The sequence below is a fragment of the Bacillus sp. LQ01 genome, assembly GCF_057624735.1.
In genome coordinates this window covers 762813-784715 of the sequence record NZ_JBYEZL010000002.1, presented here as the reverse complement: position 1 = coordinate 784715, position 21903 = coordinate 762813, and the positions used below count along the sequence as shown (strand labels likewise).

Below are 21903 nucleotides of genomic sequence, written 5' to 3'. Positions count from 1 at the left end.
TTATTTGTATAATTCTGGACGGCGATCCGCAAAAACCGGAATTCCTTTACGTACTTCTTTAATTTTCTCGAATTCAAGCTCTCCAAATAAAATTGATTCCTCTTCATTCGCCTCTACTACAACTTCACCCCAAGGGTCCACAATTAAAGAATGACCCGCAAATACATTATTTGGATCCTTTCCTGCTCTATTACACGCAACAACATAACACTGATTTTCAACTGCTCTTGCTTGCAATAGCAAACGCCAATGTGCTAAACGAACTAATGGCCATTCTGCTACAACAAATAATACTTTTGCCCCTTTAGCAGTATGGACACGCATCCACTCTGGAAAACGAATATCATAACAAATTGTTCCAGCGCATTCGACATCATCTAGCTTAAATTCGCCCGTACCATTACCGGCTATTAAATATTTATGTTCATCCATAAGCTGAAATAAATGTACTTTACTATATTCGTTGACTAGCTGTCCTTCATTATTTACAACATACATCGTATTTGTAACGCCTTGCTCTGTTTGCTTTGCTATAGAACCACCAACAATATGTATATCATATTGCTTCGCCCATTCTATTAACTTTTCTTTCGTTTCCACTCCATCCCTATCTGCAATTTCAGAAAGTCTCGTTAAATCATATCCTGTTGTCCATAGTTCTGGTAAGACGATAACATCTGGCCTTTCCTTCATAGCTTCGCTTATTTTATTTTTAGCATTCTCAATATTTTTTTCTACATCTCCAAAAACAATATCCATTTGAATACATGCGACTTTCATTTTTTCAGCCCCATTCTTATTTTTTTCTTTACAAAATACTGGAAAGATTATATCATTTGTCACTAGAATTGTAACAACTTTCAAAAGAGGTGGAAAGTATGAAATTATTTCAACCTTCTGAGATAGTAACATCATTGCCAACACAATTTTTCGCTTCACTTGTTGCAAAAGTTAACAAAGTCGTTGCAGCTGGTCACGATGTTATTAATCTAGGTCAAGGTAATCCAGATCAACCAACACCGCAGCATATCGTAAAAGCTTTACAAGATGCTGCCGAAAAGACCATTCATCATAAATATCCGCCATTTCGCGGACATGAAAGCTTAAAGGAAGCCGTGGCTACATTCTATAAACGTGAATACGGCGTCGAATTAAACCCAAAAACTGAAGTTGCTATTTTGTTTGGCGGGAAGGCTGGACTAGTAGAATTACCGATTTGTTTTACAAATCCTGGTGATACGATTCTCGTTCCGGATCCAGGTTATCCAGATTATTTATCCGGAGTTGCTTTAGCAAAAGCACACTTTGAAACAATGCCGCTTATTGCAGAAAATAACTTTTTACCAGATTATACGAACATTGATGACTCTATTGCAGAGCGTGCAAAATTAATGTTTTTAAACTATCCAAATAATCCTACCGGTGCTACTGCATCAAAAGATTTTTTTGATGCAACCATTCACTTTGCTAATAAACATAATATATTAGTTGTTCACGATTTTGCTTATGGCGCTATCGGATTTGATGGTCAAAAACCTGTTAGTTTCTTGCAAGCAGATGGTGCGAAAGATATAGGAATTGAAATTTACACATTATCAAAAACTTTCAATATGGCTGGCTGGCGCATCGCTTTTGCTGTAGGGAATGAAAGTGTGATTGAAACAATTAACCTATTACAAGATCATATGTATGTTAGTATATTCGGTGCAGTTCAAGATGCTGCTCGAGAAGCGCTATTAAGTTCACAGTCTTGCGTAATAGACCTTGTAAATAGTTACGAATCTCGAAGAAACGCTCTTATTTCAGCCTGTCACTCAATTGGTTGGAATGTAGACATTCCAAAAGGATCATTCTTTGCATGGCTTCCCGTTCCAAAAGGATATACCTCTGAGCAATTTTCTGATATTTTACTAGAAAAAGCACATGTCGCAGTTGCTCCTGGTGTTGGATTTGGTAAGCATGGGGAAGGGTATGTCCGTGTTGGTCTCTTGCATGCAGAAGATAGATTACGAGAAGCCATTAATCGAATTGATAAATTAAATTTTTTCAAAAAGTAATTGACAACACGAAAAATATCTGACAAAATTCAGTTATCTTAAAAATTTAAACATTTCTAAATACTTCTTATCAAGAGCAGGTGGAGGGACGAGCCCGACGAAACCCGGCAACCGATCTACAATTGTAGACACGGTGCTAATTCTCGCAGCATTACGCTGACAGATAAGGAGCTGGTTGTAAAAAAACCTCTCCTTAGCTGAGAGGTTTTTTTATTTAACTAGGAGGTTATAACAATGAGCGGAATTATAGCGACGTATTTAATCCATGATGATTCACATAACTTAGAAAAAAAAGCTGAGCAAATTGCACTCGGTTTAACAATTGGCTCTTGGACTCATTTGCCACACTTATTGCAAGAACAATTAAAGCAGCATAAAGGCAACGTCATTCATGTTGAGGAATTAGCTGAACATGAATATACCAATTCGTATTTACGTAAAAAAGTAAAACGCGGAATTATTAAAATCGAATATCCGCTATTAAACTTCAGTCCAGATTTACCAGCGATTTTAACGACTACATTTGGAAAGCTATCACTTGATGGCGAAGTAAAACTAATTGACTTAACTTTTTCAGACGAGTTAAAAAAACATTTTCCTGGTCCAAAATTCGGGATAGATGGTATTCGAAATCTTTTACAAGTGCATGATCGTCCCCTTTTAATGAGTATTTTTAAAGGAATGATTGGACGAAACATTGGGTATTTAAAAACGCAATTACGCGATCAAGCAATTGGTGGTGTAGATATAGTAAAAGATGATGAAATATTATTTGAAAATGCATTAACACCACTTACGAAACGCATTGTATCTGGAAAAGAAGTTTTACAATCTGTCTACGAAACATACGGTCATAAAACGTTATATGCCTTAAATTTAACAGGACGAACTTTTGATTTAAAAGAAAATGCTAAACGTGCAGTGCAAGCTGGAGCTGATATTCTATTATTTAACGTATTTGCTTACGGACTAGATGTACTACAATCACTTGCAGAAGATGATGAAATCCCAGTTCCTATTATGGCACATCCTGCTGTAAGTGGTGCTTATTCAGCATCCAAGTTATATGGAGTTTCATCACCATTATTACTTGGAAAGCTACTACGTTATGCTGGGGCTGACTTTTCATTATTCCCATCTCCATACGGAAGTGTTGCGCTAGAAAAAGAGGAGGCTCTTGCTATCTCAAAATATTTAACTGAAGACGATGCATTTTTCAAGAAGAGCTTTTCTGTTCCGTCTGCTGGTATTCATCCTGGTTTCGTTCCCTTTATTGTACGAGATTTCGGTAAAGATGTTGTTATTAATGCTGGCGGCGGGATACACGGACATCCAAATGGAGCGCAAGGCGGCGGTAAAGCTTTCCGTACTGCAATTGATGCTACTTTGCAAAATAAACCACTCCATGAAGTAGACGACATAAATTTGCATAGTGCACTACAAATATGGGGAAATCCCTCTTATGAGGTGAAATTATGAGTATTCAAGTATTTTGTGATTTCGATGGCACGATTACAAATAATGATAACATTATGTCCATTATGGAAAAATTCGCACCACCAGAAGCCGAAGAAGTAAAGAATAAAATTTTATCACAAGAACTATCCATCCAAGAAGGTGTTTCTCGATTATTTCAATTAATACCTACTAATCTGCACGATGATATTATTCAATTTTTAATAGAAACTGCTGAAATCCGTAGTGGTTTTCATGAGTTTATACAATTCGTAAAGGAAAATAACATTTCTTTTTACGTGATATCAGGTGGAATGGATTTCTTCGTCTATCCACTCTTACAAGGAATCATTCCAAAAGAGCAAATTTATTGTAATGAAACAGACTTTTCAGCAGAGTTTATTACAGTTAAATGGCCTCATTCTTGTGATGATCATTGTCAAAATCATTGCGGATTATGTAAATCATCATTAATCCGTAAATTAAGTGATACAAATGACTTTCATATTGTAATTGGAGATTCTATTACTGATTTACAAGCCGCGAAACAAGCTGATAAAGTATTCGCTCGCGATTTTCTTATTACAAAGTGTGAAGAAAATCATATTGCTTATACACCGTTTGAAACATTTCAAGATGTGCAAGCTGAATTAAAACTTTTGTTGGAGGTGAAGGCATGAAACAACTTTTTCGTCAATGGTATGACTTAAGCGAGTTAAAAAAAGAGTTAACAACACGAAATTGGTTTCCAGCAACAAGTGGTAATATTTCTATAAAGGTTAGCCATGAACCACTTACTTTTCTTATTACAGCAAGCGGTAAAGATAAAACAAAAACCACTCCAGATGATTTTCTATTAGTAGATCATGTAGGAGTTCCCGTTTTAGAGACTGAATTACGCCCTTCAGCAGAAACAATATTGCATACACACATTTATAACAATACGAATGCCGGGTGCGTACTTCATGTTCATACAACTGATAATAATGTCATCACAAATTTATATAGTGATGCAGTCACCCTTCAAAATCAAGAAATTATTAAAGCACTCGATATTTGGGAAGAAGGTGCAACAATTCAAATTCCTATTATTGAAAACCATGCCCATATCCCAACGCTTGGAGAAAACTTCCGAAAGCATATACAAGGAGATTCGGGTGCAGTATTAATCCGTAACCACGGTATTACTGTATGGGGCCGAGATAGCTTTGATGCAAAGAAGAGATTAGAAGCTTATGAGTTTTTATTCCAATTTCATATAAAACTATTATCAATTCAAGGAGGCGTTTCTAATGGCGCAAATTCGTATTCATGAAGTAAATACTCGTATTGAAAATGAAGTGGAAGTATCTAAATTTCTACAAGAGGAAGGCGTTTTATATGAGAAATGGAATATTTCTAAACTTCCTACTCATTTAAATGAAAATTATTCGTTAACAGATGAAAACAAAGCTGAAATATTAGCTGTGTTTTCAAAAGAAATCGCTGATGTTTCAGCACGCCGTGGTTATAAAGCACATGATGTAATTTCACTTTCAAATAGCACCCCTAACCTTGACGAATTATTAATTAATTTCCAAAAGGAACACCATCATACAGATGACGAAGTTCGCTTTATCGTCAGTGGTCATGGCATTTTCGCTATTGAAGGTAAAGATGGGAAATTCTTTGATGTTGAACTTGAGCCAGGCGATTTAATATCTGTTCCTGAAAATGCAAGACATTATTTTACCTTGCAAGATGATCGCCAAGTTGTAGCTATTCGTATTTTTGTGACAACTGAAGGCTGGGTTCCAATCTATTAAGGTAGTTAGTTGAATAAAAGGACTTGGACCCCCTTTTCCAAACTTTTATTCACTCTACATATATACATCCTCCTATGGAACAGGCTTATTTCATTTTGAAATAAGCCTGATTTTTTATTTACTTGAAAGTACTATTTCATCACAAATTTAACACCCTGATTTTTCAAGTGCATTTTTCGAACATTTGTTGAACATTTATTGAATTTTTTCTGAAAATTCTGTTTTATATGTGATATACTACAATTAACTAAGAAGGAAAATAATATCGCAAACAGAGGGGGATAATCATGAGCTTACTTATCGCACTTATACTTGGAGTTACATGCGGAGCATTTCCTGTTATTTTAGGAGCTATTATGGAAGAGTTAGAAATTGGTGTTTTAGGATTTGTCGCATCTTGTGTAAGCGCTTTATTATTTGGTTTATTCGGCGCTATTCCTGTTTCAATTCTGTGTGCTTTTTATATAATACGCCATGCTCGTACAAAACAATTTGGCCCTAATCACATCGCACAAATTATCCCGTTCCCGGTTGAACGATGCCGCCGGGCTTCTAACTTATAATTATAAAAATTAAAGATGACTAAATAAATAAAAGTCCTCATTTGAGGACTTTTATTTATTTTCTTCTAGAAATTGAAACAATTCTTGTAGATGTAGGGCATCTTCACCATAGCTAATAGATACATAAAATATGCCGTCAATCTCAGCTTGCATATAAAGATCCACTCCATCACGATCATATTTCAATGCTAAATAAAACTCCATTTCTTCTAACATCTTTTTTGAGGTTCGAATTACATAATGCCCCTTCTCATCTCTTCCATATTCAAATTCTGGTTCAAAATCATATTTTTGTTTAAAAGCTTCTTTTTGTCTTTCATTAATTTGCATACAAGTAGCTCGCTGTACAGTATCAATCATCTCATCAAACTTTTGAAGGTCCACCTCGTTTACCCCCTTATATATTTTTTATATAATACTTGTGTTCCACTATTTTCTTCGCCATCCTTAATTAACTCTTCATACAATTCTTTCGCCAAACTTAAGCCTGGGACTGGTAATTGTAATTTTTCTGCTTCCTCTAAAGCAATTTTCATATCTTTCATAAAATGCTTTACATAAAATCCTGGCTCAAAGTCTCCTTTTAACATTCGAGGAGCTAAATTACTTAATGACCAGCTACCTGCTGCTCCTGTTGAAATACTCTCTAACACTTTATCTGGATTCAGTCCAGCCTTCTTCGCGTAAGCAACAGCTTCACATACTCCAATCATATTGGAAGCAATGGCAATTTGATTGCACATTTTTGTATGTTGTCCACTCCCAGCTGGTCCTTGTAATTGAATGTTTGTTCCTAACTTTTCAAGTAAAGGTAAGCATCTATCATATATTTCTTTCTCTCCACCTACCATAATTGCGAGTTTTGCTTCTTTCGCGCCAACATCTCCTCCTGAGACAGGTGCATCTAACGTATATATTTTTTTGCTTTTTGCAACTTCATTAATACGTTTTGCTAAAGTAGGTGTAGATGTCGTAAAGTCAATTGCTATCGTACCTTCTTTTGCATGTTCTATAATTCCTTCTATACCAAAATACACTTCTTCTACATCATGTGGATATCCAACCATTGTCATTACAATATCAACTTGCTTCACTAACTCTTTTGGCGTATTACACCAATTTGCACCAGCTTGCACTAAAGAATCTGTTTTTGCTTTCGTTCTATTATATACATATACTTTATGACCATCTTGCATTAAGTGATAAACCATACTTTTTCCCATTACGCCAATACCAATGAAACCTATTGATACAGTTTTATGTTCCATTTTCTCATCCCCTTTGTTCTAATAAATCATTTACCATCTTTCGGAACTCTTTATTAAAGTCATCATCCATACTATTTTTCACATTTGAAAATAACATAACAAAAATTCCTTTTTCTTTATTAAAATTATTGAAAGTGTTCCAACCAGATAACACACCATGATTATGAAAATAATCTGGATATATATATAAACTAAATGCATATTTCCGTTCTGCTGAAGGCGAAAACATTGCTTGTATACTTTGTTCAGAAAGAAGTTTTCCATTTATAATTGCTTCGTCTAACTTCTTCATATCTCCAACTGTCGTATACATCTCACCACAACCATATAGCCAATCCATGCCTAACTTCTGCGCTGGTACAAGCTCTTTATCTTTTTTCACATAACCCTTTGCAAAATTTTTATCTCCAGGTACCATATTTCCCATACCGGATTCATGCATATCTGCTTTTATAAATATGTTTTCTTTTATGTAATCTCCTAAAGGTTTTTTGGAGATATGTTCTATTATATAAGCAAGAACCATATAATTATAATCTGTATATCTCCAACCTGTTCCTGCAGGAAATTCTAAATTTTGACGTCCAATCCAATTAATTAACTGTAAACGGGAAGCAGCATTCACATTTCCTTTCGCATGTTCAGGTAAACCAGAGGTATGCGTTAATAAATGATATAGCGTAATATTTTTATTCTCCGGAAATGAAGGAATATATTTATTTACATTATCTTGAATATTCAATTTACCTTGTTCTTGCAACTGTAAAATAGATGTGGCAACAACTGTTTTCGTAATAGAACCGATACGATATTTTGTTTGAGGCGTATTTTCTATTTTATTTTGAACATCAGCATACCCATATCCTTTATTCAATATAACATGCTCTTTATCTGTTACCAAAACTGTTCCATTAAATTGCTTTCCGACTAAATATTGATCTAATTTTTGAGATATGCTAGCATAATCAATTTGTTGCTCTTCTTTTTCTTCTATATTCCCTTGTACTTCCGATTCAATAGTAGGATTCACTTTAGTTGTTAATACAGTGTTTTCCTTTATATTGGGGCTAACAAGAAAATAGTATACTCCGCCGCCAACTATAGCAGACAGTGAAGCCATCACCATTACTTTTTTTATCATATTGATCCTCCATAATTCCTTCGCTAAAAATTATCCCCCCTATTCTATTATCAAACAATAAAAAAAAATCGCAACAATTTGTTGCGAAAAATTACATTTTTTCTTTTCTATACACACATACTTGATTCTTTCCATTTTTTTTCGCTTCATATAATGCAATGTCCGCTCGTTGCATTAATTCTTCTCTTGTAGTTCCTTGTTCATATAACGCAACTCCAAAGCTAGCTGTTAACTTCGAAATTCCAGTAAATTGCTTTGTTTCAATAAAGAATCGTAATGACTCCGCAACTTGAAATGCTTCCTTTTCTACTGTATTTGTCACTAATATAATGAATTCTTCTCCTCCCCATCTTGCAAATACATGTTGCTGCTCCACTTTAGATTTCATAAGCTCTGCAAGTTGTATTAATGCTAAATCGCCAAAATCATGACCATATGTGTCATTAACTGTTTTAAAATTATCTATATCAAATAAAATGATTGCTATTTTCTCATCACTACGTATTACCTTTTCCCATTCTACCTCTAGTATTTGTTGAAACTTTAAACGATTATAAATCTCTGTCAATGAATCTATCATAGCAAGTCTTTCTTGTTCTTGATAGATTTCATCTAATTCTGTAATTTCCGTGCACTTTACAATAAATCTTGATAAATCTTCTGGCAATGGTGTCGCACGTAATAGAAAAGTAGATACTGCCCCTTCATAATTTAACATCTTAATTCTTCTACCACTAGATAAAGTATCGTCTAGCCATGTTATATCATGCGTCGTCGAGTAGTATCCATTTTCTCTAATAAAATGTTCAGCAAATACTAAATGTTGCTCACGATAGGCAAACAAATTTTCATATCCGAAAAAAGCTAAAAAATTTGTATTACAATCAACTATTTCATCATCTTCTACTATAAATAATAGATCATTTTGAAAATCAAACATCGTTTGAAGCAATTCCTGCTGCAAACTAACTTGCCTTACTAAAGAAAGTTGATACAAACTCTTATTCACTTCCTCTAACACTGCTTGCGGAGTTACAGGAGCTATTACAATATTACGTATTCCTAATGCAAGTACATCTGTGAATTCTTTTGTTATTTGTTGATCCCAAATGACAATGAATGTACTGTGCGGAGTATACATATTCTTTATATATTTTATTTGAGAATAATCTGTTACATACGTAATGATAATGTGTGGTTTCGTTCTTTGAAATAATAGTTCGCCCTCTTCAAAACTATTTGCTATAAACATACATTTTGGATGGATATTTTCTACCGTTTGTTGATGCTTACATCCATTTTCTATATAAAGGACATTTAACTGCAGATCTTGTAACACATTTTGGAAAACCGTATTCTCTAATAAAAAATGTAGTATGTTCATCACTAGTCTTCACTCACTTCATATATCTTGTTCTACTGAATTCCTCACAAACTTTTTTAAAAGACTGGTCTCCAATAAACTTTAATTTGTGAGAGATACATATTAACAAGCTAATTGAGAATGTTATCTTCGCTTTTCACTCTATAAATTCCTTTTTTAGTGTATGATTGTAGGAATTGTATCGTTTGTATGAATGCCCTAGCTAAATTTTAAAACTTGACAATTAAAATAAAGATATTATATTCTTAAATTCGATAACTTACAAAATGTAAGTAGTGTATATTATTTTTTTGAAAATAATTCGATATACAATTTGGAGGATATACAATGACAAACGACAACTTTTTTGATGTTCTATATGAACGCACATCTACACGTGCATTCAACCCAAATAAAGAAATCTCATCTACAGAATTACATGAGATTTTAAAAGCCGCAGCACAAGCACCTTCCGCTTGGAACTTACAACACTGGAAATTCCTTGTTTTTCAAGGTGAAGATGTACAAAAACGATTACACCCAATAGCTTATAACCAACAACAAATTCTTGATGCTTCTGCAGTAGTCGCTATTTTAGGCGATTTAGAAGCTTATAAAAATGTTGAGCCGGTATATGGTCCAATTGTAGAACAAGGATTTATGAAAGAAGAAGCAAAAGAACGCTTAGCTAAAAATATTGAATCTGCATATGCTCGTGAACAATTCCCAAGAGATGCTGCCTTTTCAAATGCATCTTTAGCAGCAATGCAACTTATGCTTGCAGCTAAAGCAACTGGTTGGGATACTTGTGCTATTGGTGGCTTCAATCCACAAGCACTGACCGACGAATTTAACGTTTCATCTCGTTACGTTCCAATTATGCTTATTACAATTGGTGAATCAACTTTAAAAGGCCACCCTGCACCTCGCATGAGCGTAGAGCAAGTGAGTGAGTGGGCAAAATAATAAAAAACGAAGGTAACTACGTTGCCTTCGTTTTTTTATTTCCTGTCATACTTTTGTAATATTACTACAAATCATTCGACATTTATACTTATGGGAAAGTATATTCTATTCCCTCCTCATAAATAAACGTGACGTTTCGTGTCGAATTTTGTTAAGGTGTTGAAATATACCCGTGTATTTTTGTTACAATTGTGATACAATGATAACAAATAGATAACAAGAGAGGGATTTTCATTGAGTTCATACGGAAGCTTTATCGCACTTTTATGTTACATAGTAACTGTACTGCTTCTATATTTTATTGGTGATGCCGCAAACATCTCCATTTTACAATTTCCAAAAGAAGAAGCATTCCAATTAGAATCAGAAAAACATACTGCGCGATCCATTGTGCCACTACTCCTAGCTCTTCCTGTATATATCATCGTTTTATATAAAAGTAAAAAAGTGTAAAGGCTACCCATTTCATTTATTTCGGTGGTTTTTACATTTTTTTGTTATATTCCCCCTATTTTAAACATCATTCCATACTAAACACCCAGCTAGTCATTTAAAATGAGAAAATCCCCTAGAAAAAATTCCACTCTCTGTCCAGTCACTAACTACCGAACTTACATAGATTATAAGTGTGAAGGGGGTGATGAGGATTATGTTTGGATCATTTGGATGCTGTGATAACTTTAGAGACTGTCATCATCGTGAAAGAGAGTGTGACCATCGCGAACATCGCGAGAAAGAGAGAGAAGTAGTTAGACCACAACAACCAGCTGTATGTAACGTACTTGCTAGCATTTCAGTTGGAACAGAGCTTTCTCTTTTAAGCATTAGAGGTAATGGCACTTTCAATAATGTAATTTTTGAAGGTTTCGCTAACGGTGTTGCTCTTTTCTCTGCTTTAGCTCGTAATAACAAAGATAACAAAGATAACAATAAAGACGATAAGAACAATCAAAATCGAAATACTTTTACTGGTATTTTACGTGTATGCCCAACTGATATCGTTGCAATCGCTATCTAATTCTGTTTCTTATCCTCGATAGTAAGCAAATAAGATTTACTTTTCTCATAGAAAAAACCTGAGACCGATTTCAAATCGGCTCAGGTTTTTTTATTGATTATATGCTTTTAACTAGTTCAACAACTTCTTCAGCAGTTGACATCATTAATGCTTTTTCTGCTAATGTTTCCATTTCTGCTTTTGACAACTTGCTTAGCTGTGTTCTTGCAGGAAGAATAGATGTTGCACTCATACTGAACTCATCTAAACCTAATCCTAATAATAATGGGATAGCAAGTGAATCGCCCGCCATCTCACCACACATACCAGCCCATTTGCCTTCTTTATGAGCAGCATCGATAACCATTTTTACAAGACGTAAAATAGATGGGTTATATGGTTGGTATAAGTAAGATACTTGTTCGTTCATACGGTCTGCAGCCATTGTGTATTGGATTAAATCATTTGTTCCGATAGAGAAGAAGTCAACTTCTTTCGCGAATTGATCTGCTAATACTGCTGAAGCTGGGATTTCAACCATCATACCAACTTCAATAGAATCAGAAACAGTTGTACCCGCTTCTACAAGTTTCGCTTTCTCTTCTAATAAAATCGCTTTCGCTTGACGGAACTCATCAAGAGTTGCAATCATTGGGAACATAATTTTTAAGTTACCGTATACGCTAGCACGAAGTAATGCACGAAGTTGTGTACGGAACACATCTTGCTCATCAAGACATAAGCGAATTGCACGGTATCCTAAGAATGGGTTCATTTCTTTTGGTAAATGTAAGTATGGAAGCTCTTTATCTCCACCGATGTCAAGTGTACGAACAACGACTGGTTGACCTTCTTTTACACCTTCAAGAACTGCTTTATACGCTTCGAACTGCTCTTCTTCTGTTGGAAGATTGTCACGGCCCATGTATAAGAATTCTGTACGGTATAAGCCAACGCCTTCTCCGCCATTATCGATAATACCTTGTACATCATTTGGTGTTCCGATATTTGCAACAAGCTCAACGTGATGTCCGTCACTTGTTACAGTAGCTTGGTCTTTTAATTTAGCCCATTCAGCTTTTTGCTCTTCAAATTTCGCTTTCTTTTCTTCAAACGAACGAAGAGTTTCTTCTGATGGGTTTACGATTACTTCTCCATCTAAACCGTCAATGATAACGATATCGCCGTTTTGGATTTTCTCCATAACAACTTTCGTACCAACAACAGCTGGAATTTCCATAGAACGAGCCATAATTGCAGAGTGAGATGTACGTCCACCGATATCAGTAGTGAAACCTTTTGCATACTTACGGTTTAACTGAGCTGTATCAGATGGTGTTAAATCTTCAGCAATGATGATTACTTCTTCAGAAATTGTACCAGGATTTGAGAAGTTAATTCCTAGTAAATGTGCAAGAACGCGTTTTGTTACGTCACGAATGTCCGCAGCACGTTCTTTCATATATTCGTTATCCATGTTTTCAAACATAGAAATAAACATTGATGCAACTTCATCCATTGCAAATTCAGCATTTACTTTTTCGCTATTTACTTTATCTTTTACTGGGTTTACTAGTTCTGGATCATTTAACACTAATAAATGTGCTTCAAAGATCGCAGCTTTGTCAGCACCTAGCTCAGCAAATGCGTGGTCCTTAATAGCTTCTAATTCAGTTTTTGCTTTCTCAAGCGCAGCGTCTAAGCGTGCAATTTCTGCAGCTTCGTTTGTAATTGATTTCTTTTCGATGTTAAATTCAGGATTTTCAAGTCTGAAAGCCTTTGCAATAGCAATCCCACTTGATGCAGCGATCCCTTGAATGTTAAGAGTCATTATTCTCCTAATCCTTCGTTTTTCATAGTTTCTTCGATAGCTGCTAGTGCTTGAGCTGCATCATCACCATTTGCAGTGATTTTAATTTCTGCGTTTTGTTGAATGCCTAAAGACATAACGCCCATGATTGATTTTAAGTTAACGTTCTTTCCGTTATACTCTAAGTTAATGTCAGAACCGAATTTGCTTGCAGTGTTTACAAGTAGAGTTGCTGGACGAGCATGAATTCCTGAGTCGCTAGTTACTTTAAAGATTTTTTCCATGATAATTTATCTCCTTTAAATTACAGTATTTTTTAGTTGTATAGACGTGAGTACTACACCATCTATTGTATATAATAGGCGATGTTCGGTCAACCACATCGCCTATTATAATTATAAACATTTTGCGTCAAATTCCTACTGAATGTCAATAATAGCGGTTTCGCCCTTCTTAACATTTCCATCTTTTTTCAATTCGACTTGTTGCCCTTGTTGTAAGTTTGTAAAGACAATTGGTGTAATGATAGATGGTGCATTTTCTTTTACAAATGCAAGATCTACTTTTAATAATGGTTGGCCTTGTTTCACCTTGTCACCTTGTGCTACAAGCGCTTCAAAACCTTCACCATTTAATTTTACAGTATCAATACCGAAGTGGATTAAAATTTCTTTTCCGCCTTCAGATTGAATGCCAATCGCATGTTTTGTAGGGAATACATTGACAATCTCACCGTTCACTGGAGAAACTACTGTTCCTTCAGTTGGTTCAATTGCAAATCCGTCTCCCATCATTTTTCCTGAGAATACTTGGTCAGGTACTTCTGTAATTGGTAAGATTTTTCCTTCGATTGGTGATACAATTGTTTCATTTTCATCAACTTTTTGAGGAGTTTCTTCCACTTTTACAGGTTCTTCTTTTTCAACATGAGGTGTACGACCTGACATAATATCATGAATTTGTGATTTTAATGTGTCAGATTTCGGCCCGAAAATAGCTTGAATGTTATTTCCAACTTCAAGTACACCAGCTGCTCCAAGTTCTTTTAAGCGGTCTTTGTTTACATTCTTTTGTTCGTTAACTTGAACACGTAAACGAGTAATACAAGCATCTAAAGAAGCAATGTTTTCTTTACCACCAAGTGCTACTAATACTTCACGAGGAAGTTCGCCTGCTTCTGCTTTTCCTGCGCCGTCATTTGCATTTGCCACTTCACGACCAGGTGTTTTTAGATTCCATTTGCGAATTGCAAAGCGGAATCCGAAGTAGTAAATAACTGCTAGTACAAGACCAACAATAATTACCCACCACCATGCTGTACGGCCTGGTAATACACCGAATAATAGGAAGTCAATTAAACCACCAGAGAATGTCATACCAATTTTAACACCTAAAATTTGCATTGTCATAAATGATAGACCAGCAAATACAGCGTGAATTCCGAATAATACTGGCGCTACGAATAAGAATGAAAATTCAAGTGGCTCTGTAATACCTGTTAAGAAAGATGTTAATGCTGCAGAACCTAAAATACCTGCTGCTAATTTTTTATTTTCTGGACGTGCTTCATGGTACATTGCTAAAGCTGCTGCTGGAAGACCAAACATCATGAACGGATACTTACCAGTTGTAAATGTACCTGCTGTTAATTCTACACCGTCTTTTAACTGTGCCATAAAGATTTTTTGGTCACCACGGATTAATTCGCCAGCTGCATTTGTATACTGACCGAATTCGAACCAGAACGGTGAATAGAAAATGTGATGTAATCCAAATGGAATTAATGAACGTTCAATTAAACCGAATATAAATGCTGCGATTGTTCTATTTGCATCAATCATTTGATGTGAGAACGTGTTTAAGCCACCTTGAATGTATGGCCAAATGAAGCACATGATAATACCTACTATTAAAGAAAATGTTGCAGTTGCGATCGGTACGAAGCGCTTACCTGCAAAGAAACCTAAGTATGATGGTAATTCAATGTTGAAGTATTTATTATAGCAATATGCCGCTACTATACCGACGATAATACCACCAAATACTCCTGTTTGTAGCGTTGGAATACCTAATACGTTTGCATACGCTGGATCTGCAAATCCAATTTTTACTGGGTCTGCTCCAGAACTTGTTACTTTCACTAGCTTATCTACTTCTAAGAACACACTCATCGTTTTGTTCATAATTAAGTAGCCGACGAATGCTGCTAAACCAGCTACTCCGTCTCCACCAGCTAAACCAATTGCTACCCCAACTGCGAATAATAATGCAAGGTTAGCGAAAATAATATCACCAGATTGTTCCATAATTTTTGCAACCATTACGAACCAATCTGCTTTTAAAGCAGGAATAACATTTGTTAACTGTGGATTTTGAAATGCATTACCAAATCCAAGTAAAATACCTGCCGCCGGTAAAATCGCTACTGGAAGCATTAACGCTTTTCCGACTTTTTGAAGAACACCAAAGATCTTCTTAAACATGGAAACCCTTCCTCTCTTATCTATATTGATACCTTCCGACAAACGCCAAAAAGACATGAGGAAAAAAAGATAGAACGATAGCTATACAAAGGGTAGTATATCCCTTTCTCTAGCTTACATTCCTTACTTTTCTCCACTCATGCCTGATCGAATCAGTAACACGTGTCAAAAATAGGTTTACGTATAAGTTCACTATAATTAAGGCAAACGTTTTCGTTACTCACCTTAATGTGTTTGTCGAAATTTGTATAACTTTGCAATAGTTATTATACATAACTATTGTAAGCGATTCAATCATTTTTTTTAACGTTTTCATTTTAGACAAAAATATATGACTTTTTACACATGCTCTGCCTTCACTAAGCGTTGCAAGTGCATCGTTAAATAAATACTTTCAGCTTCATATACAGGTAGTTGCAACTCTTTTTGCATGACCTTAACTAGCTTCCAAGCCAAGTTATAGCAAACTGGATACTCCGCCTTTAATAAATCAGCAAAACTTTGCGATTCTTCTACTTTTTCTCCTTTTTTCACCCTCTCAATAGCATATTGAAGATGACGAATAAGGCGTAAATAATGAATGCTCTCTTGGTCTAATATAATTTGTAAGTTTGTCTCAATTAAAGATACAAGTTGTGCAATGAGACGGGAGTTTTGATTAACTGAAGATAAATCAGAATTTGTAAGCGAACTGTAAATGTGAAGTGCAATAAAACCAATTTCTCCTTCTGGCAATGTAATTTGCAAACGAGAATTTAAAAGTTGTACAACACCTTCCGCAATTTCATATTCCTCTGGATAGAGCATTTTTGTTTCAACTAAAAAAGGGTTATCAATTGTAAGTCCTTGTTTTAACCTTTTAATCGCAAATGAAATATGATCCGTTAACGCAATATGAATATGTTCATTTAGTGGAGATTTCGCTTTTTCTTGAATGTACAGCATAATATCGTTCATCAATTCAATTAATTTTTCACTAATATGCGGCACTAATAATTTATATTGTTCACGATCACGTTCATTTTTTAAGACAAACATTTTTTCGATTTGTTCTTGCTCCAATACATCTTTTGCTTTTTTCCCAAATCCAATTCCTTTTCCAATCACTACTACTTCCTCGTGTTCAGGATGGCTAGCAATGATGACATTATTATTTAAAACTTTTTTAATTTCTAGATAATTATTCATATAACACCACCCTCGTACTTAAATAGCCTACTTTCATGTTACAGAATATTCTTCTTTGTCGTCAATGTAAAACATCTGCCATTTAATAAAAATTCATTTTTTAGACATGTTTATATATGATGCGTATAATGTAAGAGCAACTGTACATAGAAAGGAGATAACAGCATGATTAAAATGTTTGTAAGTGATATCGATGGTACAATGATGCAACACGGAGGTCTTATTGATGAACAAGATGTTGCGGCACTACGCAGCCTTGCCGAACAAAATGTTATTCTTTGCTTCGCTTCCGGAAGACTTGATAATGAAATTGCAGACTTAATGAAAGCTGTAAATACAAATTTTCATCGCATTAGTGTAAATGGTGTTTTTGTATATACACATGAAAATAAACAACTATTATCTGCAACTTTTGATTCCAGCATACTTCCCGATTTGTTAGCTATGACGAATGAAGATCCTTATTTCCGTTATGTAAGTGATGAGCATAATTATTACATTGAAGAGAAAACACCTTTTATTCAAGAACTTGAACAACAAGTAACTATGACTTCTGTTGAAGAACCAAACTTACTACAGAAGATTGATGATACGATTTTCCCAAATAAAATTTCTGTCGGTGGAACAAAGGAGAGCTTACAACTCCTTCAGAAAAAAATTGATGAAAAATTCCACGGGAAAGTTAGTACTTTCATCTCAGCAGAACAATGTTTAGATGTAATGCCACCGAATGTTAGTAAAGGCTCTGCCATTTCTGTTTTATTAAATGAGTTTCAAATAAAACCTGAGGAAATTGCTTGTATAGGGGATTCTTACAATGATATTCCTATGTTTTCTTTAACTCCTCACAGTTTTGCTATGTCACAAGCAGATGATGCAGTAAAAAATCACGCTCACTATGTAGTAAATCACGTCAAAGATGCTGTTAACCACGTAATTGCTCATAATAAAAATACGACTCATTCCTTATAAGGATGAGTCGTATTTTTATTTCTTTACATGTTAACCATTTTCAATTCCACTGTACTTCACAAACTGAAATATACTATTTGTTACGTGCGATATTCGTAATAAATTTATAACGATCTCCACGATAAATACATTTCACGTACTCTAGCGGTACCTCACCTTCTGAATATGACCATTGACGCATTACAAGTACAGGCGCCTTTTTAGGAATATGCAGATGTTCAGCTTCATTTTCCGTCGCAACGGAAGCTTCAATTGACTGAGTAGCGCTAACAAGTTTAAAGCCCAGTTTTTTCTCTAAATGTTCATATAAAGATTGTTGCAATATCTCTTCGTTAATATCTTTTACAAGAGCTGGCGACAAATATGTCGTCTCAAAAGCAATCGGTTCATCATCAGCTAAGCGAATACGCCTCACTTCATAAACCGATTCCCCCTCCTGTATTCTCAACCGGTCTGCTATTTTCGCAGTAGCTGGAACTAGGCGGAAACTAAGTAATTGACTACTTGGGTTCATCCCACGAGAAATCATGTCTTCTGTGAATCCCGTCATTCCTTGCAATTTTTGTTCCACTTTCGGAAGTTGGACAAATGTTCCAATTCCACGCTTCCGATATAAATAGCCCTGTTCCACTAAATTATTAATCGCCTGTCTGATTGTCATTCTACTCACTTCGAACTTATCACAAAGTTCATTCTCAGATGGGATTTTATCTCCCGGCTTCCATTCGCCGTCCTCAATTAGCTGTTTCACCCACTCTTGAATCTGATAATAGATCGGAAATGGTGAATACTTGTCGATGTTCATCAGCAATCGCCTCACTGCATAAAGATAGAGCTTCTTGATCAGCGATTACGGTTACATTCGGATGACGTTGTAAAACTGTAGCCGGACACTCTTCACTATATTCACCTTGCAATAATTCTTTAACAGCTTCTGCCTTTTTAGAACCCATAGCAACAAGTAGAACTTGTTTCGCTTTCATAATGCTTCCAATTCCCATTGTAATCGCATGAGTTGGCACATCTTCTTCTTTTTCGAAGAAGCGAAGGTTTGCTTGGCGTGTAGATTCTGTTAATTCAACAATGTTTGTTGGAGAATTAAACGGTGTTCCTGGCTCATTAAATCCGATGTGACCGTTTTCACCGATTCCAAGAATCTGTAGGTCAACTGGGTTAGCAGCTAGAATGCTCTCGTAACGTTTGCACTCTTCCTCTAAATCACTTGCCATCCCGTTTGGTACATAAGTTTGTTTAAATGGAAGATGATCAAACAACTGTTCTTGCATGAAATAGTGATAGCTGTTTTTATCTTCATGTGGTAAATTTACGTACTCATCTAAGTTTACAGTGGTTACACGGCTTGTATCAAGTTTATTTTTTCGCATTTCTGCATAAATACCTAATGGAGAGCTTCCTGTAGCCATTCCTAACGTTGGATTTTCTTTTGTTTTTACAACTTCTTCAATTAATTTATAACCTGCTTCTGCTAGTTCTTCTGGAGTTTTTACAACAAGAATATTCATTTAATTACTTCCCTTCCTTCATATGAATTCCTAAACGAACCGTATCATATACATGTAAATCTTCATTCATCACAACAAAGTCTGCATCTTTTCCTACCGCTAATGCACCTTTATTATTTAATCCAAACTCTTCTGCTTGGTTAACTGATGTCATCAGTACTGCATCTTCGATTGAACAACCTGTAAATTCAATTACATTTCGGAAAGCTTGATCCATTTTTAAAATACTACCAGCTAACGTTCCATCTTCTAATCGGGCACTACCATCTTTTACATGTACTGGCTGTCCGCCAAGCTCATATAATCCATCTTCAAGACCTTTTGCACGCATTGCGTCAGTGATAACACTTACTTTTTTTGGTCCTTTTAACTTATATGCTAATTTCACCATATCAGGGTGAATATGAATGCCATCTGTAATTACTTCAACCATCACATCTGGATTTAATAACACATGACCAACAACTCCTGGTTCACGGTGATGTAATCCACGCATTTGATTGTATAAATGTGTCGCATGTGTAATCTTTCTATTTTTTAGTTGCGCATCAATTGCATCTGTATGCCCCATTGTGCCAACTGCACCAGTTTCAGCAAGATATTGTTCAAACTCTAACGCTCCCTCTTCTTCTGGTGCATATGTTACTAATTTAATTAAATTCCCACTTGCTTCTTGCCATTGTTTAAATTGCTCAATATTTGCAGGAACGATATGTTCAAGTGGTTGTGCACCTGCACGTTTCTTTGAAACATAAGGTCCTTCTAAGTGAATATATTCGAAATGCGCTCCTTTTTCTTTTGCTTCTTTTGCAGCAGTTAACGCTGCTTCAATTGCCTCTGGAGCTTGTGTCATTGTTGTTGGGAAGTAAGTTGTAACCCCTTCTTTTAACATTTCTTTACCTAGAGTTACTAACCCATCGCTATTTGCATCCATCGCATCAATATCGTATCCACCATGAATATGAACATCGATCATACCTGGAATTACAATCTTCCCTGTAGCATCAAAAACAGTTTCATTTTCTTGTGGTACATATTGAGCCATCAAACCAATTTCTTTAATGGTTTCTGCGTAACGAATAAATCCGTTTTCCACTATTTCTTGACCTGTGTAAATTTTGGCATTGATGACAATTTGCGTTTTCATTTTCATCGATCCTTTCCCATGAATTACCTACTTGTTATTATTACCTTATTCGCCTAGTTCCATCTTAATATACGCACGAGTAGTTGTCTATACATTCTAATGAAATTTCCTTTTTATTCAACAGAAAAGGAAATTTCTTACGTCTCTTATAATTATAATATATATTATTCATTTTTCCAAAAAGGGACAGTATCGCCCCCTAATCTAGAAATCACTTCAATAATGGCATTAACCCGCTAGACTCTAACATAATATGTTCACCATCTGTTTCCATTTCTACTGTACGTTTATTCGTTCTATATACCATTATACCGTGCCTTTTTAAGCGTTTCACTACACTTTGGTGAGGATGTCCATACGGATTACTACTCCCGTACGACAAAATAGCAAACTGCGGTTCCACTTTTTTTATAAACGTTTCACTTGTTGAAGTATATGAGCCGTGATGCCCCACTTTTAACACATCTGCATGGACATCAAATTGTTTTAATATTTCATGTTCTGTCCGTACATCCGCGTCACCCATTAATAAAAAATCCGCTTTTCCATATCGCACCTTTAAAACAATTGAGGATTCATTATTTTCATCTTTTGATTTCCCGTTGTTTAATACTTGTATAGAAACATGTGGATCCAGCGGTATATATTGTCCTTCCTTTACTGAAACGAAAGGTATCCCTCTTTTTTTAATATTATTCCGATACGTATGATAAGTAAGAGAACTATATGTTTTTCCGCTATCTAATATAAGCGATACCGGCATTTGCTCTACAATTGGAATTAACCCCCCTATGTGATCCATATCGGGATGCGTACTGACAATTACATCTAAATGATTAATCCCTTTCTCAATTAATTTCTGAATAATAACCTCTCCTGCTTCATAAGGTCCTCCATCAATTAACATTGTTTGTCCATTTGGCATTATAATAAGTGTTGCGTCACCTTGCCCCACTTTTAAAAAGCTCACTTTCATTTTACTAAGATGTTGCCGATGCATATGTAAAGGAGACGTAGTATGAATGGACATCATATACCTTTTAGCTGATGCGCTATTTAAAGAAAAACATAATAAAACAGAAACTAATAATAAAATAATCCGCATACCTCTCATAACTCGTCTCCTTTTTTCATTTAGTATGGCACTGTAAATAATTGATATACA

23 protein-coding genes and 1 riboswitch are annotated in these 21903 nt (G+C 35.3%); of the genes, 10 read left to right on the top strand and 13 right to left on the bottom strand.

Translation table 11 applies throughout. The features are described from left to right. Positions 1-864: a carbon-nitrogen family hydrolase gene (locus AC22L0_RS16560; RefSeq protein ID WP_000869881.1), complete on the bottom strand. Its 864-nt coding sequence runs from the start codon at positions 862-864 to the stop codon at positions 1-3. Between the two features lie 14 nt (positions 865-878). On the opposite strand from AC22L0_RS16560, the gene AC22L0_RS16555 reads away from it, so the two are divergent. From AC22L0_RS16555 to AC22L0_RS16530, 6 genes are all read left to right on the top strand, one after another. Then, positions 879-2057, top strand: a complete 1179-nt coding sequence (locus AC22L0_RS16555; RefSeq protein ID WP_000765513.1) for a pyridoxal phosphate-dependent aminotransferase — start codon at positions 879-881, stop codon at positions 2055-2057. A 64-nt stretch (positions 2058-2121) separates the two neighbouring features. Then, a riboswitch (SAM riboswitch) is annotated at positions 2122-2227 on the top strand. A 64-nt stretch (positions 2228-2291) separates the two neighbouring features. Beyond that, a complete protein-coding gene (gene mtnW, locus AC22L0_RS16550) occupies positions 2292-3536 on the top strand; it encodes a 2,3-diketo-5-methylthiopentyl-1-phosphate enolase (protein WP_000014192.1) in 1245 nt (414 codons plus the stop codon). Continuing rightward, entirely contained in the window at positions 3533-4192 is a 660-nt protein-coding gene (locus tag AC22L0_RS16545; RefSeq protein WP_000027467.1) for a 2-hydroxy-3-keto-5-methylthiopentenyl-1-phosphate phosphatase, read from the top strand. Before mtnW ends, AC22L0_RS16545 begins: the two co-directional genes overlap by 4 nt. Then, positions 4189-4827 (top strand): methylthioribulose 1-phosphate dehydratase, encoded by a 639-nt coding sequence (locus AC22L0_RS16540; RefSeq protein ID WP_000811347.1) that lies wholly within the window; start codon positions 4189-4191, stop codon positions 4825-4827. The genes AC22L0_RS16545 and AC22L0_RS16540 overlap by 4 nt, the downstream gene beginning before the upstream one ends. Further along, positions 4805-5317, top strand: coding sequence for a 1,2-dihydroxy-3-keto-5-methylthiopentene dioxygenase (locus tag AC22L0_RS16535; RefSeq protein WP_000057317.1), 513 nt, complete (start codon positions 4805-4807; stop codon positions 5315-5317). The genes AC22L0_RS16540 and AC22L0_RS16535 overlap by 23 nt, the downstream gene beginning before the upstream one ends. Positions 5318-5604: 287 nt before the next feature. After that, complete coding sequence (locus tag AC22L0_RS16530) at positions 5605-5880, top strand: hypothetical protein (RefSeq protein ID WP_000054659.1); 276 nt, start codon at positions 5605-5607, stop codon at positions 5878-5880. A 51-nt stretch (positions 5881-5931) separates the two neighbouring features. On the opposite strand, the gene AC22L0_RS16525 is transcribed toward AC22L0_RS16530, so the two are convergent. The 4 genes from AC22L0_RS16525 to AC22L0_RS16510 form a co-directional block, all read right to left on the bottom strand. Further along, complete coding sequence (locus AC22L0_RS16525; protein WP_000365624.1) at positions 5932-6264, bottom strand: DUF3909 family protein; 333 nt, start codon at positions 6262-6264, stop codon at positions 5932-5934. 5 nt (positions 6265-6269) lie between these two features. Beyond that, positions 6270-7148, bottom strand: coding sequence for an NAD(P)-dependent oxidoreductase (locus AC22L0_RS16520; RefSeq protein WP_000400473.1), 879 nt, complete (start codon positions 7146-7148; stop codon positions 6270-6272). 4 nt (positions 7149-7152) lie between these two features. After that, complete coding sequence (locus tag AC22L0_RS16515) at positions 7153-8289, bottom strand: serine hydrolase (RefSeq protein WP_116291427.1); 1137 nt, start codon at positions 8287-8289, stop codon at positions 7153-7155. 91 nt (positions 8290-8380) lie between these two features. After that, on the bottom strand, positions 8381-9673 hold the full coding sequence (locus AC22L0_RS16510) for a GGDEF domain-containing protein (protein WP_001023189.1): 1293 nt from the start codon (positions 9671-9673) through the stop codon (positions 8381-8383). 327 nt (positions 9674-10000) lie between these two features. Between AC22L0_RS16510 and AC22L0_RS16505 the strand changes: the two genes are divergently transcribed. The 3 genes from AC22L0_RS16505 (at position 10001) to AC22L0_RS16495 (ending at position 11636) form a co-directional block, all read left to right on the top strand. After that, positions 10001-10618 (top strand): nitroreductase family protein, encoded by a 618-nt coding sequence (locus AC22L0_RS16505; RefSeq protein WP_000180372.1) that lies wholly within the window; start codon positions 10001-10003, stop codon positions 10616-10618. Between the two features lie 234 nt (positions 10619-10852). Then, a complete protein-coding gene (locus AC22L0_RS16500) occupies positions 10853-11071 on the top strand; it encodes a hypothetical protein (RefSeq protein ID WP_000100485.1) in 219 nt (72 codons plus the stop codon). Positions 11072-11267: 196 nt separating this feature from the next. Next, complete coding sequence (locus AC22L0_RS16495) at positions 11268-11636, top strand: DUF3915 domain-containing protein (protein WP_000468039.1); 369 nt, start codon at positions 11268-11270, stop codon at positions 11634-11636. 97 nt (positions 11637-11733) lie between these two features. Here the strand turns inward: AC22L0_RS16495 and ptsP are convergent, their stop codons facing one another. From ptsP to glcT, 4 genes are all read right to left on the bottom strand, one after another. Further along, a complete protein-coding gene (ptsP, locus tag AC22L0_RS16490) occupies positions 11734-13446 on the bottom strand; it encodes a phosphoenolpyruvate--protein phosphotransferase (RefSeq protein ID WP_000174207.1) in 1713 nt (570 codons plus the stop codon). Then, the gene (gene ptsH, locus AC22L0_RS16485; RefSeq protein WP_000411080.1) at positions 13446-13709 is read right to left on the bottom strand and encodes a phosphocarrier protein HPr; all 264 of its coding nucleotides are present in this window, start codon (positions 13707-13709) and stop codon (positions 13446-13448) included. The genes ptsP and ptsH overlap by 1 nt, the downstream gene beginning before the upstream one ends. A gap of 135 nt (positions 13710-13844) precedes the next feature. After that, on the bottom strand, positions 13845-15908 hold the full coding sequence (gene ptsG / locus AC22L0_RS16480) for a PTS glucose transporter subunit IIABC (protein ID WP_000473174.1): 2064 nt from the start codon (positions 15906-15908) through the stop codon (positions 13845-13847). A gap of 339 nt (positions 15909-16247) precedes the next feature. Further along, positions 16248-17096 carry a glucose PTS transporter transcription antiterminator GlcT gene (gene glcT / locus AC22L0_RS16475; protein WP_087967364.1) on the bottom strand — a complete coding sequence of 283 codons (849 nt, stop codon included), beginning with the start codon at positions 17094-17096 and terminating at the stop codon, positions 16248-16250. Between the two features lie 165 nt (positions 17097-17261). Between glcT and AC22L0_RS16470 the strand changes: the two genes are divergently transcribed. Next, positions 17262-18068, top strand: coding sequence for a Cof-type HAD-IIB family hydrolase (locus AC22L0_RS16470; protein WP_000594244.1), 807 nt, complete (start codon positions 17262-17264; stop codon positions 18066-18068). 73 nt (positions 18069-18141) lie between these two features. On the opposite strand, the gene phnF is transcribed toward AC22L0_RS16470, so the two are convergent. From phnF to AC22L0_RS16450, 4 genes are all read right to left on the bottom strand, one after another. Continuing rightward, entirely contained in the window at positions 18142-18873 is a 732-nt protein-coding gene (gene phnF, locus AC22L0_RS16465; protein WP_021727649.1) for a phosphonate metabolism transcriptional regulator PhnF, read from the bottom strand. After that, positions 18803-19591, bottom strand: a complete 789-nt coding sequence (gene nagB, locus AC22L0_RS16460; RefSeq protein WP_001024210.1) for a glucosamine-6-phosphate deaminase — start codon at positions 19589-19591, stop codon at positions 18803-18805. Before nagB ends, phnF begins: the two co-directional genes overlap by 71 nt. A 4-nt stretch (positions 19592-19595) precedes the next feature. Further along, a complete protein-coding gene (gene nagA, locus AC22L0_RS16455; protein ID WP_087967484.1) occupies positions 19596-20738 on the bottom strand; it encodes an N-acetylglucosamine-6-phosphate deacetylase in 1143 nt (380 codons plus the stop codon). A gap of 211 nt (positions 20739-20949) precedes the next feature. Next, the gene (locus AC22L0_RS16450; protein WP_001214829.1) at positions 20950-21852 is read right to left on the bottom strand and encodes a ComEC/Rec2 family competence protein; all 903 of its coding nucleotides are present in this window, start codon (positions 21850-21852) and stop codon (positions 20950-20952) included. Between the last annotated feature and the right edge of the window lie 51 nt (positions 21853-21903).

What these genes read in the sequence shown, in the direction of transcription:
- mtnW (WP_000014192.1), top strand. Translation starts at nt 2,292, where the DNA reads ATGAGCGGAATTATAGCGACGTATTTAATCCATGATGATTCACATAAC.
- ptsG (WP_000473174.1), bottom strand. Translation starts at nt 15,908, where the DNA reads ATGTTTAAGAAGATCTTTGGTGTTCTTCAAAAAGTCGGAAAAGCGTTA.
- AC22L0_RS16555 (WP_000765513.1), top strand. Translation starts at nt 879, where the DNA reads ATGAAATTATTTCAACCTTCTGAGATAGTAACATCATTGCCAACACAA.
- glcT (WP_087967364.1), bottom strand. Translation starts at nt 17,096, where the DNA reads ATGAATAATTATCTAGAAATTAAAAAAGTTTTAAATAATAATGTCATC.
- AC22L0_RS16495 (WP_000468039.1), top strand. Translation starts at nt 11,268, where the DNA reads ATGTTTGGATCATTTGGATGCTGTGATAACTTTAGAGACTGTCATCAT.
- phnF (WP_021727649.1), bottom strand. Translation starts at nt 18,873, where the DNA reads ATGAACATCGACAAGTATTCACCATTTCCGATCTATTATCAGATTCAA.
- AC22L0_RS16520 (WP_000400473.1), bottom strand. Translation starts at nt 7,148, where the DNA reads ATGGAACATAAAACTGTATCAATAGGTTTCATTGGTATTGGCGTAATG.
- AC22L0_RS16545 (WP_000027467.1), top strand. Translation starts at nt 3,533, where the DNA reads ATGAGTATTCAAGTATTTTGTGATTTCGATGGCACGATTACAAATAAT.
- AC22L0_RS16515 (WP_116291427.1), bottom strand. Translation starts at nt 8,289, where the DNA reads ATGATAAAAAAAGTAATGGTGATGGCTTCACTGTCTGCTATAGTTGGC.
- AC22L0_RS16510 (WP_001023189.1), bottom strand. Translation starts at nt 9,673, where the DNA reads ATGAACATACTACATTTTTTATTAGAGAATACGGTTTTCCAAAATGTG.
- nagA (WP_087967484.1), bottom strand. Translation starts at nt 20,738, where the DNA reads ATGAAAACGCAAATTGTCATCAATGCCAAAATTTACACAGGTCAAGAA.
- AC22L0_RS16535 (WP_000057317.1), top strand. Translation starts at nt 4,805, where the DNA reads ATGGCGCAAATTCGTATTCATGAAGTAAATACTCGTATTGAAAATGAA.
- AC22L0_RS16450 (WP_001214829.1), bottom strand. Translation starts at nt 21,852, where the DNA reads ATGAGAGGTATGCGGATTATTTTATTATTAGTTTCTGTTTTATTATGT.
- nagB (WP_001024210.1), bottom strand. Translation starts at nt 19,591, where the DNA reads ATGAATATTCTTGTTGTAAAAACTCCAGAAGAACTAGCAGAAGCAGGT.
- AC22L0_RS16505 (WP_000180372.1), top strand. Translation starts at nt 10,001, where the DNA reads ATGACAAACGACAACTTTTTTGATGTTCTATATGAACGCACATCTACA.
- ptsH (WP_000411080.1), bottom strand. Translation starts at nt 13,709, where the DNA reads ATGGAAAAAATCTTTAAAGTAACTAGCGACTCAGGAATTCATGCTCGT.
- AC22L0_RS16470 (WP_000594244.1), top strand. Translation starts at nt 17,262, where the DNA reads ATGATTAAAATGTTTGTAAGTGATATCGATGGTACAATGATGCAACAC.
- AC22L0_RS16540 (WP_000811347.1), top strand. Translation starts at nt 4,189, where the DNA reads ATGAAACAACTTTTTCGTCAATGGTATGACTTAAGCGAGTTAAAAAAA.
- AC22L0_RS16530 (WP_000054659.1), top strand. Translation starts at nt 5,605, where the DNA reads ATGAGCTTACTTATCGCACTTATACTTGGAGTTACATGCGGAGCATTT.
- ptsP (WP_000174207.1), bottom strand. Translation starts at nt 13,446, where the DNA reads ATGACTCTTAACATTCAAGGGATCGCTGCATCAAGTGGGATTGCTATT.